Source organism: uncultured Porticoccus sp., from assembly GCF_963975625.1.
Classification (GTDB): domain Bacteria; phylum Pseudomonadota; class Gammaproteobacteria; order Pseudomonadales; family Porticoccaceae; genus Porticoccus.
In genome coordinates this window covers 101,166-117,844 of sequence record NZ_CAXBHS010000010.1, presented here as the reverse complement: position 1 = coordinate 117,844, position 16,679 = coordinate 101,166, and the positions used below count along the sequence as shown (strand labels likewise).

Annotated in this window: 16 protein-coding genes; 2 read left to right on the top strand and 14 right to left on the bottom strand. The window is 51.5% G+C overall.

Annotated elements, in window-relative coordinates; all coding sequences use genetic code 11:
- Positions 1–19: 19 nt before the first annotated feature.
- Positions 20–790, bottom strand: coding sequence for a tRNA (cytosine(32)/uridine(32)-2'-O)-methyltransferase TrmJ (trmJ, locus tag AACZ64_RS10380; protein WP_293615636.1), 771 nt, complete (start codon positions 788–790; stop codon positions 20–22).
- Positions 791–981: 191 nt separating this feature from the next.
- On the opposite strand from trmJ, the gene AACZ64_RS10375 reads away from it, so the two are divergent.
- Positions 982–1,800 carry an inositol monophosphatase family protein gene (locus AACZ64_RS10375; RefSeq protein ID WP_293615635.1) on the top strand — a complete coding sequence of 273 codons (819 nt, stop codon included), beginning with the start codon at positions 982–984 and terminating at the stop codon, positions 1,798–1,800.
- A 47-nt stretch (positions 1,801–1,847) separates the two neighbouring features.
- Here the strand turns inward: AACZ64_RS10375 and rpoS are convergent, their stop codons facing one another.
- The 12 genes from rpoS to tilS form a co-directional block, all read right to left on the bottom strand.
- Entirely contained in the window at positions 1,848–2,777 is a 930-nt protein-coding gene (rpoS, locus tag AACZ64_RS10370; RefSeq protein WP_293615634.1) for an RNA polymerase sigma factor RpoS, read from the bottom strand.
- A 190-nt stretch (positions 2,778–2,967) separates the two neighbouring features.
- Positions 2,968–3,615: a peptidoglycan DD-metalloendopeptidase family protein gene (locus AACZ64_RS10365; RefSeq protein WP_293615702.1), complete on the bottom strand. Its 648-nt coding sequence runs from the start codon at positions 3,613–3,615 to the stop codon at positions 2,968–2,970.
- A gap of 183 nt (positions 3,616–3,798) precedes the next feature.
- Positions 3,799–4,737: a DUF368 domain-containing protein gene (locus AACZ64_RS10360; RefSeq protein ID WP_293615633.1), complete on the bottom strand. Its 939-nt coding sequence runs from the start codon at positions 4,735–4,737 to the stop codon at positions 3,799–3,801.
- A gap of 17 nt (positions 4,738–4,754) precedes the next feature.
- Complete coding sequence (locus AACZ64_RS10355) at positions 4,755–5,426, bottom strand: protein-L-isoaspartate(D-aspartate) O-methyltransferase (RefSeq protein ID WP_293615632.1); 672 nt, start codon at positions 5,424–5,426, stop codon at positions 4,755–4,757.
- A gap of 44 nt (positions 5,427–5,470) precedes the next feature.
- Entirely contained in the window at positions 5,471–6,736 is a 1,266-nt protein-coding gene (locus tag AACZ64_RS10350; protein ID WP_293615631.1) for a tRNA pseudouridine(13) synthase TruD, read from the bottom strand.
- Between the two features lie 11 nt (positions 6,737–6,747).
- Positions 6,748–7,242: a 2-C-methyl-D-erythritol 2,4-cyclodiphosphate synthase gene (gene ispF / locus AACZ64_RS10345; protein WP_293615630.1), complete on the bottom strand. Its 495-nt coding sequence runs from the start codon at positions 7,240–7,242 to the stop codon at positions 6,748–6,750.
- Between the two features lies 1 nt (position 7,243).
- A complete protein-coding gene (gene ispD / locus AACZ64_RS10340) occupies positions 7,244–7,969 on the bottom strand; it encodes a 2-C-methyl-D-erythritol 4-phosphate cytidylyltransferase (RefSeq protein ID WP_293615629.1) in 726 nt (241 codons plus the stop codon).
- Between the two features lie 66 nt (positions 7,970–8,035).
- A complete protein-coding gene (ftsB, locus tag AACZ64_RS10335; protein WP_036860112.1) occupies positions 8,036–8,317 on the bottom strand; it encodes a cell division protein FtsB in 282 nt (93 codons plus the stop codon).
- Between the two features lie 365 nt (positions 8,318–8,682).
- Entirely contained in the window at positions 8,683–9,972 is a 1,290-nt protein-coding gene (gene eno / locus AACZ64_RS10330; protein ID WP_293615628.1) for a phosphopyruvate hydratase, read from the bottom strand.
- A 70-nt stretch (positions 9,973–10,042) separates the two neighbouring features.
- Positions 10,043–10,894 carry a 3-deoxy-8-phosphooctulonate synthase gene (kdsA, locus tag AACZ64_RS10325; RefSeq protein WP_293615701.1) on the bottom strand — a complete coding sequence of 284 codons (852 nt, stop codon included), beginning with the start codon at positions 10,892–10,894 and terminating at the stop codon, positions 10,043–10,045.
- A gap of 9 nt (positions 10,895–10,903) precedes the next feature.
- On the bottom strand, positions 10,904–12,529 hold the full coding sequence (locus tag AACZ64_RS10320; protein WP_293615627.1) for a CTP synthase: 1,626 nt from the start codon (positions 12,527–12,529) through the stop codon (positions 10,904–10,906).
- A 184-nt stretch (positions 12,530–12,713) separates the two neighbouring features.
- Complete coding sequence (tilS, locus tag AACZ64_RS10315) at positions 12,714–14,045, bottom strand: tRNA lysidine(34) synthetase TilS (protein WP_293615626.1); 1,332 nt, start codon at positions 14,043–14,045, stop codon at positions 12,714–12,716.
- Positions 14,046–14,248: 203 nt separating this feature from the next.
- On the opposite strand from tilS, the gene AACZ64_RS10310 reads away from it, so the two are divergent.
- Complete coding sequence (locus AACZ64_RS10310; RefSeq protein ID WP_293615625.1) at positions 14,249–15,589, top strand: GAF domain-containing protein; 1,341 nt, start codon at positions 14,249–14,251, stop codon at positions 15,587–15,589.
- 69 nt (positions 15,590–15,658) lie between these two features.
- Here the strand turns inward: AACZ64_RS10310 and AACZ64_RS10305 are convergent, their stop codons facing one another.
- Positions 15,659–16,609, bottom strand: coding sequence for an acetyl-CoA carboxylase carboxyltransferase subunit alpha (locus AACZ64_RS10305; RefSeq protein ID WP_293615624.1), 951 nt, complete (start codon positions 16,607–16,609; stop codon positions 15,659–15,661).
- Between the last annotated feature and the right edge of the window lie 70 nt (positions 16,610–16,679).

Here is a 16,679-nt window from a genome sequence, read left to right as displayed (position 1 = left end):
TTTATTGCAGACTGAAACATTATGAATCGGGTTTTTTCTGTGAGGCACACTGCATGCGATGTACCGCATTCTGAATGGAGGTAAGCACACCTCGGAGAATCGACAATTCCATTTCATCCAGCCGGATTCGGCCATACAGGCGTCGCAAGCGGGTCATGGTTTGGCGGGGATTTGCACGGTCATGGAAGCCGAGATCAACCAAAGCCTGCTCCAAATGCTGAAAATATAATTCGAGATCCTCTGCCCTGGCGGGGGGCATATCCCAATCGGGCAATAGGGGCGATTCACTCTGGGCTGCGGACAATGACGCCATACGTACTTCGTAGCACAGCACCTGAACAGCCGCAGCCAGATTCAACGAACTGTATTCCGGGTTGGAGGGAATGTGCACATGATAGTTACACTTTTGCAGCTCCTCATTGGTGAGCCCTCGGTCCTCTCTACCAAAAACGACGGCCACATCATGGTGTGCCGCTTCCCGCCAGACGCGTTCACCGCACTCACGGGGGTTCAGTAACGGCCAGGGAATACGACGCTCACGGGCACTAGTGCCCACCACCAGACCGCAACCGGCAATTGCCTCGTCGAGACTATCGACGACAATCGCATTATCCAACACATCGACGGCACTGGCTGCTCGCCATACTGCCCGATCGGCGGGAAAGTCCTTGGGCGCGACCAGATACAACCGCGACAACCCCATATTTTTAATGGCGCGGGCAGCCCCGCCGATATTTCCGGGATGAGTGCTATTAACCAGCACAACACGCACGCTATCAAAATGGCTCATAGGGGTTCCAGCAGACGAGATCGAAAAACTAACTTTCCGAGTTGTTCATTAATAATGCATTACCCGACAACTGTTTGCCGGAGGCGCGAATTCTAGCAGAATTGAAGAGATGAATTCACCGCTTTTACCCTCCCCGCCTCTATCCCTCTCTGTTACAATGCCGCGCTTTACCCAGACTGGAATCTTTTACGATGGAACCTATGGTCAATATCGCCCTCCGCGCTGCACGTAAGGCCGGTGAAATGATCGCCCGTGCCACAGAACGCGTGGATTTGATCAGGATTGACGAGAAGGGCCGCAACGATTTCGTCACCGAGATCGACCATGCTGCAGAGAAGGAAATCATCTACCACCTTCGCAAAGCATTCCCGGATCACACCATCCTTGGAGAAGAGTCAGGACTGCTTGAAGGCAACGACAATGACTACCAGTGGATTATTGACCCACTGGATGGCACCACCAATTTCATTCACGGCATTCCACATTTTGCGGTATCCATTGGCTGCCGACACAAAGGTCGCCTTGAACACGGTGTGGTTTTCGATCCAATGCGCCTTGAGGAGTTTACTGCCAGTCGTGGCCATGGTGCATTTCTGAACGGTAAACGTCTGCGGGTGTCGGGTCGGGTTGGACTGGCCGGCGCAGTGGTTGCTACCGGTATACCCTTCAACCAGCCATCAATAGCGTTTATGGAACCCTATCTGGCCTGCTTGTCCGATCTGGCCAAAGAATCGTCGGGTATCAGGCGCCTCGGGGTTGCGTCGCTCGACCTGGCCTATCTGGCTGCTGGCCGTTTCGATGCTTTCTGGGAGATGAACCTGAAGCCTTGGGATATTGCGGCCGGGGTACTGTTGGTGAAAGAAGCGGGCGGACTGGTCAGCGATTTCAGGGGTGACAACGGCTTCATGGAGAGCGGAAATATTGTCTGTGCATCACCGAAACTGTTTAAGCCAACCCTGCAATTGGTACAGAAACATCTTGGATTTCTGGAAAAAACAACAACCGCCTGACACCAGACTGCAATCAGGACACAGGCGGTGAGGCACACAGGACAACGTCACTTTTCCTCGAACAACATGGCACTATCGACACCCTGTTTTTTGAGGATTTCCCGCAACCTGCGCAAAGCCTCGACCTGAATCTGACGAACCCTTTCTCGGGTTAACCCTACCTCAATACCCACTTCTTCAAGCGTTGCAGAATCGTAACCGAAAAGGCCAAAGCGACGTGCAATCACTTCCTGCTGCTTGTCGGTAAGCTGGGACAGCCATAGGGTCAGGGCATGATGTATGTCGTCATCTTCAGCTAACTCTTCGGGATCATTGGGGTGTTCATCTTTCAGTGTATCGATCAACATCCTGCCGTCGTCACCGCCCATCGGCACGTCTGTAGAGCTGGTCTTTTCATTGAGCCTGAGTATGCGCGATACCACATCGACACCTTTATCCAGTGAGCGGGCAACCTCCTCCGCTGTTGGATCATGATCCAGCTCCTGGGCAAGTTTACGGGAGGCCTTGAGGTACACATTGAGCTCTTTTACCACATGTATTGGCAAACGAATCGTACGGGTCTGATTCATCAACCCCCGCTCAATGGCCTGACGAATCCACCATGTGGCATAGGTAGAGAAACGAAAGCCCAGCTCGGGATCGAATTTTTCAACAGCCCGCATGAGCCCGAGATTGCCCTCTTCGATCAGATCCAGTAATGATAAACCCCGATTGATGTAACGGCGGGCAATCTTCACTACCAGGCGCAGATTGCTTTCAATCATTTTTTTTCGGGCAGCGTCGTCACCATTCCTCAGTGCCCGAGAATAAAAAATTTCCTCCTCAGCCGAGAGAAGGGGCGCATAGCCAATTTCTTTTAGATACAGACTCGCCGCATCCAACACTTCTTTGTTCTGACTGTGAACAGGAATCGCTTCAGCCTCAATCGCTTCTTGATCGACTTCTTCAGGGTCGAGAAAATCATCATCGTCCGACACAAGCAGGCGTCCTTATTCAACAAAAATTCTTAATACGCAACAAGCACAACAACCTACGTTTCCGCCTAGATTAATTCAAGTAGAAACAACTCAACTAGATTAACGCGTTGTCTCTCATTAGGCCACGTCATCTTATCCCGAAACAATGCCCCCAATAAATATTCAGCATACATCAGTGCTTGTTAAATCATCATTTCCGTGGAAGAAAGTTCAGTGGATTGACCGGTTTACCTTTTTGGCGAATCTCAAAATAAAGTCTTTTACTATTCGCGGGATCTCCCCCCACTTCTGCAATTTTTTCACCCCCTTTAACCATTTGCCCCTCCTTAACAAAAATTTGCCGGGAATGTGCATAAGCACTGAGAAATTCCTCACTGTGCTTGACGATAATGAGCTCCCCATAACCACGCAGACCACTGCCTGAATAAACGACCACTCCGGGTGCCGCAGCCACTACTGCCGTGCCGGAATGACTCTCTATATCAATCCCCTTGAACAACTCTGTACTATTGAAGTATCGGACCACACGTCCTTGTGTAGGCCACTGCCAGCGCCAGACTGAAGGTAACGATTCAGGGAGCTTAGGGGCTGGCTTCGTCACTTTAACCGGCGACGGAGAAGCCTTTCTTTCTGTCGAGGCAGGAATAGCCGCTTTTTTTGGTTGTTTTTTTACCGGAGGGGCAGCACTGACAACCGGCGGGAGGCGATTGGTGTCCAACGTTAGACGCTGACCACGGTAAATGGTATAGGGTGGTGACAGCCCATTGGCGCGAGCAAGTTTTTCCAGGTCTTTTTCATATCGCCAGGCAATAGCAAAAAGCGTCTCGTCACTGGACACCACATGAAAGTTGATTTTCTGGCTGGGCGGTGGCGGTCGCTGGTCCACTGGTGCAGGCGGTGGGGCATGGCAGGACGACACCAGGAAAAATCCAACACAGAGGAGAAAAAAACGCAGTCTGATTCCTCGGCAAGACGGATAGATCGAACGCTCACTTCTCCCTCTAATGTCACACCTCTCGATTCAGAGTTTTTTGCGCTGCTGGCCACCAAGATATTCCAGGCCCAGAACCAAAAGCAAGCCCGCGACCATACAGAGTGTTGCCATCAATGTCTTTGGGTCCAAACCTGTCACACGGGCAAATTCTGCCGGCAGCAGCAATCGGGACGATAATATGGTTTCACGACCACGGCTATCAATAAGCACTTCCAGTGTCTCCCGCCAGGGCCAGACAATATACAGCGAGCCAAGAAGGAATCCGGTCAACAGGGCAATGGTGCACGAATGATAATGGCGCAAAAGCCAAGACAGGAAGCGAGAAAAAGCCATCAGACCTGTCACGCACCCCAGCATGAAAATCAATATAATCTGCCATTGAAAATCGCTGATGGCGTCAATCATGATGGGATACATACCCAGCAGCAGCAGGATAAAACTACCGGAAACACCCGGCAGGATCATCGCACAAATGGCAATGGTTCCCGCCATAAAAACCATCAGCCAGTCGGTGGACCCCTGGATCGGGGGCGTCAGAGAAATACCAAGGGCCATCAGGGTTCCCACCCATAAAAAAGTCCATTCCGGCCATCGCAGACGAGGCAACTGACGAAATATATAAACAATAGACGCGACAATTAGACCAAAGAAAAAGGACCAGACCAGGATGGGCTGACTCTCCAGAAGATGGCTAACCAGCGAGGCAAAAGATGCAATACTCAGTAAAATGCCACTGAACAGTGCCAGCAGGAAATTACCATTAATGGCTCGCCAAAATGCGGTGGGGCCTTCATTTTTCAGCAACTTCAGTGAGTGGAGATTAATCGAGCGGATTGAGTTCAGTAAGTCTTCATAAATACCGCTAATGAAGGCAATCGTTCCGCCGGAAACCCCGGGCACGACATCTGCGGCTCCCATCGCCATACCTTTCAGGAAAAGCAACAGCCAGCGCTTAAATAAAACCATCAAAAAACCCGGAAACGTTAACGGCTGAGGCCACTGAGCAAGGGTACAAACCGCACCTGTTCAACTACTCGCTCTTCAAAATTTCTGCTATCCCCTTGCCGAGTTATAACCCGTAATTCCTGAACCTCTCCAGAGCCAACGGGGATAACAAGAACACCGTCGGGGGCTAATTGATGTAACAGTTCATCGGGCACCTCGTTCGGGGCCGCCGCACTGAGAATGCCATCATAAGGCGCATTTTCAGGCCAGCCAAAACCACCGTCACTATGAGATAATCGCACATTTCTAAGCCCAAGCAGGCGCAACCGAGCCCGCGCTTTATCAATCAGCGGTTTAATTCGCTCAACACCGTAAACCTGGTCGACCAGCTGGGCAAGAATCGCTGTCTGGTAGCCGGAGCCAGTGCCGATCTCAAGCACCTTGCGACGCGGTCCCAAAGATAAAAGCAATTCCGTCATCAGCGCAACGATGTAGGGCTGTGAAAGCGTTTGCCCATAACCGATAGGAAGTGCCGTATCTTCATAGGCACGATGAGACAGGGCTTCGTCGAGAAATAAATGACGGGGGGTTACACGCATCACGTCCAGGACTTTCTGATTGGATATACCCTGCTCCTTGAGTCGCTGGATAAGGCGTTCGCGAGTCCGCTGAGAGGTCATACCAATGCCACCTAACTCAATCGAATTCACCCTTGTACCCCTGATAAAAATAAAATCGAACTATACCACAGCACTCAAATGGCGCCATTGCCGCAAATCGGTCGAAGTGTCACCAGCTCTCGCAATACCGAAGTGGCAAAACAACCCGAGGGCAGCTCAAATGACAGCTCGAGGTCAGTGTGATCATTACAGTTCAGCCATCGGTATTGCATATTGGAAGGCATTAACAGCAAGGACCTTCGCTCTTGCTGCAGTCCACTGTATTCCAGTGAATTCGTCCAATCAGCCCAGGAAGAGAGAACCTGATCTTCGAGCAACTGAACTGATTGAGGCGCTGCACTCCGTCCGCGCCCCCAGAGCGGGCCTTCAGGGACAGTTTCTCCGGGCATTGTCAACTTCCAATGTCCCGACCTCACCCTTTCAGCCAGCACCAAATTAAACAGGTAGGCACGGGCCGCCGACAGATAGATCCCGTCGATGGGAGATCGTTGTCTTCTGCGGCCACTGTGCTGCTTTTTATTAGAAGGGGTATCACCCCACACCGACAACAATCGATTGGCTTCGACAAGATTGCCAGCGGCCCAACCAAAACGCTGTTCGCCAAAATAATTCGGAACACCATTCACGACTTGCTGCAGGGAATGTTCCAGCGCAGAAACGTCCCCGTCAATTTGGCGCAACCGGATAACGAACTGATTGCCTGCATGTTGCCCCCGCCGCAACTTTTTAGGGTGGCGACGCTGCGCAAGTACCTGACAACCTTCCAGTACCGGTGGTTGCTCGAGGCTTTCCGGTAATTTCCCGGGGAGATGTACACTGAACCACTGCCGGGTCACAGCATGCCGGTCTTTCATACCACAGTGGCCTACAGCCATGTCATCAACACCAAAATACTTCGCCAGTAATCCGGCTACCCAGCGTGTGTTTTGACCCCGTTTTTCTACATAAAGGCAGAGATGCTCTCCCTCTCCCGACAAGTCAAAACCCAGTTGCTCCGTCACTTGAAAATCTTCGGGGACACTGCGAAACAGCGCGCTGGCAGAGGGCGGAGCAATAGCATAAGGGAATTCGAGGGAAAACTGTCGGTTGTTCATATTGTCTCGGGACACGGTTGGAGTGGCGGCAAGTTTACAGCCCACTCCCGGCAACACAAAGATAAATGGCAACGGTTTAAACATGCCTGAAGAGCGCGCGGGCCAACGGATTTGCACCGACGCGGTAAATTGTTTTACCAGCATCAATACGTTGACCCGGGTTTCTTGCTGAAGCAGCTGGTAATAAATGATGGTCCGGTAATAAAGCTCAATACTGGCCGTCGGCCAGTCATTTCTACCTATCACCTTGCTCTATATCAATCCTGGACGGTTGATCTGCCAACACTGTCAAGCAGGACCACTGCCTGGCAGCCAATCCCTTCGCCACGCCCCTCAAAACCGAGTTGCTCTGTAGTGGTGGCCTTGATATTTAACTGATCGCGATCACAATCCAGATCCTGGGTCAGATTGACAAGCATCGCCTCAAGATATGGCGACATTTTCGGGGCCTGGGCAATCAGGGTAATATCAGCATTGATCATGCGGTAGCCTTTTTCTGCCACCAGTGATTTAACCTGTCGCAGTAATCCGCGACTATCCGCATTGCAATAGCGGGAGTCAGAGTCGGGGAAGTGCTGCCCGATATCGCCGAGCGCCGAGGCACCCAGAAGTGCATCACACAATGCGTGAATCAGCACATCACCATCTGAATGCGCAATCAGTCCATGGTCAAAGGGAATAGTCACACCACCTACAATAATATGATCGCCCACTCCAAAGGCATGAACATCATAACCCTGACCGACTCTCATATCATGGCAACTCCAATTCGCCGGACTGCCTCGGAGACTCGCCCTGAAATTTAATAATTGCCTCAGCGATGGCCAGATCTTCGCGCCGGGTAATTTTGATGTTATCACGGCTACCCTCGACGACGAGAGGAGAATGGCCCAGTTTCTCAACCGCAGCCGCCTCATCTGTGGGCTGCCATTGTTGTCGATAAGCCGAGTTTAAACTCCAGCTGAGCAGACCATAACGAAACATTTGCGGTGTCTGAGCGAGCCACAAATCAGCGCGGCTGACAGTCGCACTTATACCCGCCTGCTGATCAACCCGCTTTACAGTGTCGCTGACCGGTACCGCCAGTATTCCACCAACAGTGTGCGTTTTGAGTGCATCCATCAACTTGTTGATATCCGTGACACGGATACAGGGTCTTGCCACATCGTGCACCAGCACCCAGTCGTCCACGTGTGCCTCGCGCTGGAGGCAGTCGAGGGCCAGCCTAACGGAATCCGGACGCTCTTTTCCCCCGTGCACTGTGCGGATACGGGGGTGCGAAAAGACGGGCAATCGCCGCCACTGGCTATCGGCTGGATTAATCGCTACGACGACAACCGACTGGTCAATCTGTAGTAGGCGTTCAAGAGTATGTTCGATTACCGTTTTGCCCGCCAGCAACTGGTATTGTTTTGGGAGTATCTCACCAAAGCGTCTACCCTGCCCTGCCGCTGGCACTACAATCCAGTTAGCGCTCATTTTACTGCCCCGACAGCAGGAACATAGGCTGGAGACAAAACCATTGGGAAGAAAAAAAATAATGAATCACTGATCTTCCTTTTCAACGACCATATAAAACGTTTCACCTTCTTTAATCATGCCAAGATCTTTTCTGGCTCGCTCTTCAATACTGTCAAAACCGTCTTTCAGGTTGGCAACCTCATTTTCCAAAATACTGTTTCTCAGTTGCAGCCCCTGATTTTCCTGACGCTGTTGTTCGACTTGACGCTGCAGCATCAACTTTTTAGAGAAACCGCCCTCACCCAACCACAATTGATATTGGAGAACGGCAAGAAGACCTGTGAGAACAATTAGGAGCCAGCGCATGACGGGATTCTACAGAACAAAATAAACGGCGTCAGCGGAAAGCTGTCCCAACCCAATGACAGCGGGCCAACCGAACTATTCAACCGGTTGCCAGTATGTGCCTTTTCCAAAGGCTATCCCGGCAAAACCATCTGACACAAAACTCAAGATTAACCAGTCATGCTGAAGGATCGCTCAGTAGATTAGGACGAGTCGACCTCATCCAGACGCAATCCAACCAGCACCGATTTGTCCTACGCTAAATTTGTGGGACAAATGGCGTAATGCTGAGCATGTCGGGAGTGAACTGGTAAGCTCAGTGCGGGCTGGAGACACAAAAAAGGGGTAGCCATTGGCCACCCCTTTTTTACTCAGTGTCCACTGATTCAGACTTTGAATTCTGCACGACCATTGTAAGGAGCCAGACTGCCTAGCTCAGCCTCTATACGCAACAAGCGGTTATACTTGGCCACCCGGTCAGAACGGCACAAAGAGCCGGTTTTGATCTGACCCGCTGCCGTGGCCACAGCCAGATCGGCAATAGTTGTATCCTCAGTTTCACCCGACCGATGAGAAATAACGGCAGAATATCCAGCATTTTTAGCCATTTTTATGGCGTCCAGCGTTTCGGTGAGTGACCCGATTTGATTGAACTTAATCAAAATGGAATTTGCCACACCCAGCTCAATACCTTTCTTCAGAATTTTGGTATTGGTCACGAACAAATCATCCCCGACCAGCTGTACACGACTGCCCAGTTTTTCTGTCTGGTATTTCCAGCCATCCCAATCTGATTCATCCTGACCATCCTCAATGGAGATTATCGGGTATTGATCACAGAGCTCCGCCAGAAAATCACTGAAGCCCTCGGCACTATAGCTTTTTCCCTCACCGGACAGGTTGTACTGACCATCCCGGTAGAATTCTGACGCGGCACAGTCCAGCGCCAGCGTAACATCGACACCCAGTTTGTAGCCCGCTGCCTGCACTGCCTCCTTGATAACGGCCAATGCTTCCGCATTCGATGAAAGATTCGGCGCAAAGCCGCCTTCATCACCAACCGCCGTATTCAAACCTTTGCTACTGAGGACTCTTTTGAGCGAATGAAATATCTCTGCGCCAACACGCAATGCTTCCTTGAAGGTTTTTGCCGATACCGGCTGTATCATAAATTCCTGAATATCCACGTTGTTATCGGCATGCTCTCCACCGTTCAGGATGTTCATCATCGGCACCGGCATGCTGTAGCAGCCGGCCGAACCATTCAATTCAGCAATGTGAGCATAGAGCGGCATGCCACGGGATACTGCCACCGCTTTAGCCGCCGCAAGTGACACGGCCAGAATGGCATTTGCACCGAATGTCGACTTGTTCTCGGTGCCATCCGCATCGATCATCAATTGGTCCAGCTCCCGTTGCTGGCAGGCATCTTTGCCCAGCAGTAAAGTACGGATAGGACCGTTAACATTCTCCACCGCCTTCAGCACGCCTTTACCCAGATAACGCGACTTGTCACCATCACGCAGCTCCAGCGCCTCCCTTGAACCGGTAGAGGCGCCGGACGGTGCACAGGCACTGCCAACACTGCCATCTTCCAGGATGACATCAGCCTCGATGGTAGGGTTGCCCCTGGAATCGAGCACTTCATAGGCGCGAATGTCAGAAATTTTAGTCATAGCTGTTTCCTCAAAAGATGACAACCGTAGTCAACACGTTCGACACGGGGATTAAACACACCGGGCGGTGCTAGACGATAGTCAGTTCAGGCTGTGATTTGATCAGATCATCAATGGCTTTTATTTGTTGTAAAAAAGGTTCAAGGGCATCCAGCGGCAATGCACTGGGACCATCACAGCGAGCCCGGTCCGGATCGGGGTGTGCTTCCAGAAATAAACCAGCCAGACCAACGGCAATACCGGCCCGCGCCAACTCGACAACCTGATGGCGACGGCCACCGGACGCAGCACCCATGGGGTCACGACACTGCAGGGCGTGCGTGACGTCAAAAATAATTGGCAATCCCTTAGCCACTTCTTTCATGGTACGAAAGCCCAGCATATCCACCACCAGGTTATCGTAACCAAATGTGGAACCCCGCTCGCACAGCATTACCTTATGATTGCCACACTCCTTGAATTTCTCGACGATATTGCCCATTTGCCCGGGGCTGAGAAATTGCGGTTTTTTGATATTGATCACAGCGCCTGTTGCCGCCATGGCTTTCACCAGATCCGTCTGCCGCGCCAGAAAAGCCGGCAACTGAAGAATGTCACAAACCTCCGCCACAGGAGCCGCCTGCGCAATCTCGTGAACATCGGTAATCAGGGGCACACCAAATGTTTCTTTAATTTCCTGAAATATCTTTAGTCCCTCATCGAGGCCGGGACCACGAAACGAGTGGATTGACGAACGGTTCGCCTTGTCAAATGAAGCCTTGAACACATAGGGAATACCCAGTTTTCGGGTAACGGCTACATAGGTCTCAGCGACACGCAAAGCGAGATCGCGGGATTCCAGTACATTCATGCCCCCAAACAGAACGAAAGGCCGGTTGTTTGCAACAGGGAACCCTCCCACCTCAAGGGAAACGCTGGATATACTCACAGGTCAGTTTTCTCCAGCATGGGTCAATGCCGCTTTTACAAAACTGCTGAACAATGGGTGACCATTGCGAGGTGTGGAAGTAAATTCCGGGTGGAACTGGCAGGCAAAAAACCACGGGTGTTCTGGAATCTCTATCGTTTCCACCAGGGTCTTGTTTTCAGACCAGCCACCGACCTGCATGCCGGCTTCCTGAAGTGTTTGTACATATTTGTTATTCACCTCGTAGCGGTGCCGGTGGCGCTCAAATATCACATCCGTCCCATAAATTTCCTGCGCCATACTACCGGGCACGAGATAACTGTTCTGGGCACCGAGCCGCATTGTGCCACCCAGATCTGAATCTTCATCACGCACCTCAACTTTCCCGTCAATGTCGATCCACTCTGTGATCAGACCGATAACCGGATGAGGCGTATCACGATCAAATTCCGTGCTGTTTGCTCTGGCCAGACCGCAGACATTGCGGGCAAACTCAATCATGGCCACCTGCATACCAAGACAGATACCCAGGTAGGGAATTTTGTGCTCCCGGGCATACCTGACGGCTTTGACTTTGCCCTCAACACCACGGATTCCGAAGCCACCTGGCACCAGTATGCCATTGACACCGGTCAGCAGCTCCAGGTCATTATCGAGATCCTCGGAATCAATGTAACGAACATTGACCTTGGTCTGGTTACGAATACCCGCATGAACCAACGACTCATTGAGAGACTTATAGGCGTCCAGAAGCTCCATATATTTGCCAACCATGGCAATGGTCACCTGATGTTTTGGATTAAGCTGATTCTCTACCACCCAATCCCAGGAACTGATATCAGCCTCGCTGTATTCCAGGTGAAGTTTCTCCATCACGATTTGATCGAGGCCGCGACGCTGTAAATCCCTGGGGATGGCATAAATCGTTCGCGCATCCAGCAACGGCACCACAGCTCTCTCTTCCACATTTGTGAAGAGAGAGATCTTTTTGCGCTGTCCTTCATCCAGCTCAACCTCGCACCGACACAGTAAAATATCCGGTGACAGGCCTATGGAGCGCAATTCTTTGACGGAGTGCTGGGTCGGTTTGGTTTTTGTTTCCCCCGCCGTTGCGATATAGGGTACCAGTGTCAGATGAATAAGGATCGAACGACTGGAACCCAGCTCCAGCTTCAACTGGCGAACGGCTTCAAGGAAGGGCTGTGATTCGATATCGCCGACCGTGCCACCAATTTCCACAATGGCAACATCGACACCTTCGCCACCGGCCAGCACCCTGCGTTTAATCTCATCCGTCACATGGGGGATGACCTGAACAGTACCCCCCAGGAAGTCGCCACGGCGTTCGCGACGCAGAATTGTTTCGTAGACTTTGCCGCTCGTGAAATTGTTGCGCTTGTTCATCTTGGAGGAGAGAAAGCGCTCGTAGTGACCTAGATCGAGATCTGTTTCAGCACCATCTTCGGTGACAAAAACCTCGCCGTGCTGAAACGGACTCATAGTGCCGGGATCGACATTGAGATAGGGATCGAGCTTCAGGATAGTGACACTGAGACCATGGGCCTCCAGAATCGAGCCCAGTGATGCCGAAGCGATACCCTTCCCCAAGGAAGATACAACACCGCCGGTAACAAAAATATAACGTGTCATTTAGACCCTTCCGAACATTTTGGATACTGCGTCAAGAATGCCGAACTCATACCAAGCAGAACAGGTATGCTTATGAAAAATAGAGCGATTTTTTATTCAATCAGGAGATGATTCAGAGTGACGCCCACCGGTTTCGAGATGGGGAATCAGACTACCAGAAACCCTTGAACCGCTCAATGAAATATTACGATCTGAAGTCCCACTGCACCGAGCAACCCCGCTCATCCGGGGACACCTGAAAGCCCTCGCAAACCCACAAATCTCCAACTGCCACTAATACATCATCGCGATAGAGCAGGGGTACCCGGCCACGCAACCAGGGCTCCAGACCATACTCCTGAAACAACTTCTTGAGTGTATTGGATGCGCCGCGCCCGACCGGCTTGCAGCGTTCACTACCATTGCGAAAACGCACTTCAAAGTTATCAATATCTGCCGTCAACCTGATTCCACGTCCCTGCTCCAGGCGAAAACTCAATGTGCTCTTATCTGGCAAGTCCAACGTGCCCCTGCCATCCCATTGAAGCGAGACTGGTAAATGGTCAGGGATATCGGGGTCCCCGGGCAGCAAAAAAAGACGGCGCTGGTACCGGCGCAACTGAATGCCCGCCCAGCTTACCAGCGGTTCGGCATCAGCTTTTGCAGGCAACAACTCGTGAAGTACAGCATCAATGATTTTATGACCCGGCTGTGCCAGATCATGTCGGCTCGCCCAGTGTCGCAACAGGTTTGCCTGGCGCAACTCATCAAAAGACATCAATGCCTCGAGACTGATACTCCACCCCAACCGCTCGCTGTGTTCATAGACGGCTATCAAATCCTGTGCTGCCAGCATATCGGATAACTGATCACTCTCACGGCACAATCGGGCGCTGTGGGCGACCCTTGTGGCATAATCCGGCCAGTGCTCAGCCAGAGCCGGGATCACTTTGTGGCGCAGAAAGTTGCGGTCAAAGGACACATCTTCATTGCTCTCATCTTCTATCCAGACCAATCCTTCAGTAAGGGCATATTGCTCCAGGTCCGATCGGGAAAAAGGTAACAGTGGTCTCAATAACTCTGCATTACCCAAGTGGCGCGAGGCAGGCATTCCGGCCAGACCTCTGGGCCCACTGCCTCGCAGCAGCCGATAGAGCACTGTTTCAACCTGGTCATCGGCATGGTGACCCAGCAGCAACAGGGAATCCTGTGGGAGAAGTTTTTCAAAAGCCCTATAGCGGGCAGTTCGGGCTGCCTCCTCAACACCCTGACCGCTCACAATGACAGAAGCCTGCTCGATGCTTAAGGTCACTCCGAGCCCGTCACAAACCTTCTGACAATGCTGTTCCCAGCTTTCCGCATTTGCCGATAACTGATGATTGACATGAATGGCACTGACCGCATTTTCCCCCAAAAGCCTGACGAGCGACACGAGTAGAACATGAGAATCGAGACCACCGCTATAACCTACATAGCAATGGCTGGCCCCGCGCAGCCTGGGCAAATAGGGAACAAGGAGGTCTGGGGTATAGGTCATGGTTGATATCTGTGGAAGTCAGTTCCCCACGTTAATGGCTAGCGTCAGCCAAGGCAAGGCTACCGGATATGGTACCACTGGCAATTTCGCCACAATCCTGTCTGGCAAATGAACGCTGTCAACGATAAGCGAGCTTGCTAGTCTATACTTTTACAGAGACGTAAATTTTTATATGGTTTACGTTGGGCTAGAGGTATTTCCCCATGTCTGCCAATTATTCACAAAAAGAAGAGAGCAAGCCCTCAAAAAAAGGGCGGAAACTCTACAAAGGCGAACTAACAGTCGAAGCACTGCGGGATGAAAATGATGCATTCCGCGGCACCGGGGGCATCAGCGAAGAAAGCCAGGCCTGGGGTTTCAAACCGGCGTTTTACGATATGGAAACTGCCACGGTTCACCCTTCAAAATTTCCCAACGGCAGCGAGGCACCCATGCATGTTCTGGATGGCCTGCCCGCCGAACTGATTGTTTCCCGCCAGAAAAATGGCAAGGTCAACTCAGTGAAACGCGGTGTAATTTCCGGCTTCGTCCAGAATAATCGTTTTTATACCCGAGAGCAGGCCGCCTTGGCCACTGCACAAATGCGTGATCGCACACAGATGCTGAGCAACCCGGAACAGCACAATCAACTGTTGTCGGTCTGGGAAAAATTTGTCGTCGACCAATCTTATCCCAGTGATTTTATCAGGCCGGTGGTCGAGGATTCCTGGCGCCGTTGCCAACAATCACATATTGATCCGGAGTTACAACATGCACCCTTGATTGGCGATAACAGTCTGCTTGAATATCGTCGTTTTCTACAGACAGATCTCATGCGTGCTGCCCAACCTATCATGAAACGTGCTTCGGAAGTGCTGTTTCGCTCGAACAGCCTTATCCTTCTGGCCGATTCAGAGGGACTCATTCTCGATATTCATGCGGATGACAATGTGCTGAGTCATGCCAGCGACATCAACTTGATTCAGGGTGGGGTCTGGGATGAAAAAACGGCGGGGACCAATGCGATCGGCACGGCATTGGCGGCGGCCGAACCTGTTCAGCTGTATGGTGCAGAACACTTCTGTGCAGGTATCAAGCACTGGACCTGCTCCGCAGATGTTATCAGGGATCCACACGATGGCCGGGTGTTGGGAGCAGTCGACTTATCCGGACTGACGGACAGCTATCAGAGCAATGCCCTGGATTTTGCCATTATGGCTGCGCGACTCATTGAGTCCAATCTGGCGAAGGAGTATTTTAAATCCCGCAACCACGTTATCGAAGCGACCAAGACCATGTTCTTGGGCTGGAAAACTGAAGGGTTACTGGCCTTTGATCGCCGGGGTCGGCTGGTAAAAGCTAACAACCAGGCACATACCACGCTAAAAATACTCGGAGCAGACCTGGTTCTCACGCCTCAATGCAGATTGCCTGCACTGGATCTCGAGATGCCGGATGCCCCCGCCCATACACCTTCCTGGCTCCTCGAACAGTTACGCCTTCCGATAGAATTGAGAGGGCAAAGGGTTGGCACACTGGTTGTACTCTCCGCCCACCACAAATAAGCGATACAACGCTCGAATCCACCAAGAGAAAGTTGCCCGATATAATGCATTGTATAGCGAATAATATTTTCAGGAGTTCCCGTAACTCATCAGCCTCTCGTAGCGTTTTTCCAGAAGAGCATCTATTGGGGTCTCCAATAGTTGATCAACTTGCTGGGATAACCGCTCCCTGAGCGTATTGGCCATGGCCTCAATATCCCGATGCGCGCCACCCATTGGCTCTGGGATGGTTTCATCAATGATGCCCAATTCCTGCAACACAGAGGATGTTACACCCATCGCTTCAGCGGCATCCGGGGCCTTGGCAGACGTTTTCCAAATAATATTGGCACACCCCTCGGGCGAGATCACAAAATATGTAGCGTATTGCAGCATGTTCAGGTAATCGCCAACACCAATCGCCAACGCACCACCAGAGCTGCCTTCACCGATAACCGTGCAGATAATCGGTGTTTTAAGGCGTGACATTACTGCAAGGTTTTGAGCGATCGCCTCACTGATACCGCGTTCTTCAGAGTCTATACCGGGGTATGCCCCCGGCGTGTCAATCAATGTCAGCACAGGCATTTTAAAGCGTTCAGCCATTTCCATCAGGCGCAATGCCTTGCGATAACCTTCCGGTTTTGGCATTCCGAAATTGCGATAGACTTTCTCTGTCACACCGCGACCCTTCTCCTCGCCAATAACCATTACCGGTTTGCCGTCGAGGCGGGCAACCCCCCCGACAATGGCTCTGTCATCGCCAAAGTGCCGATCACCATGCAACTCCTCAAACTCCGTAAAAATCCGACTGATGTAGTCCAGGGTATACGGGCGCTGGGGATGACGAGCCACCTGTACAATCTGCCAGGCCGACAGGTCGGAATAGATCTTCTCTGTCAACCGCCGGCTTTTGTCACGGAGTTTGGCTACCTCGTCGGTAATATTCAGCTCGTTGTCATTGCCAACCAGCTGCAACTCTTCAATCTTTGCTTCAAGTTCTGCAATGGGTTGCTCAAAATCGAGGTAATTGAGATTCATAGATTTTTTGTCCGTGGAATTGGATTACAGCCATCTCAGGGCAGACATAAGGCAATTGTAATGGCAGCGG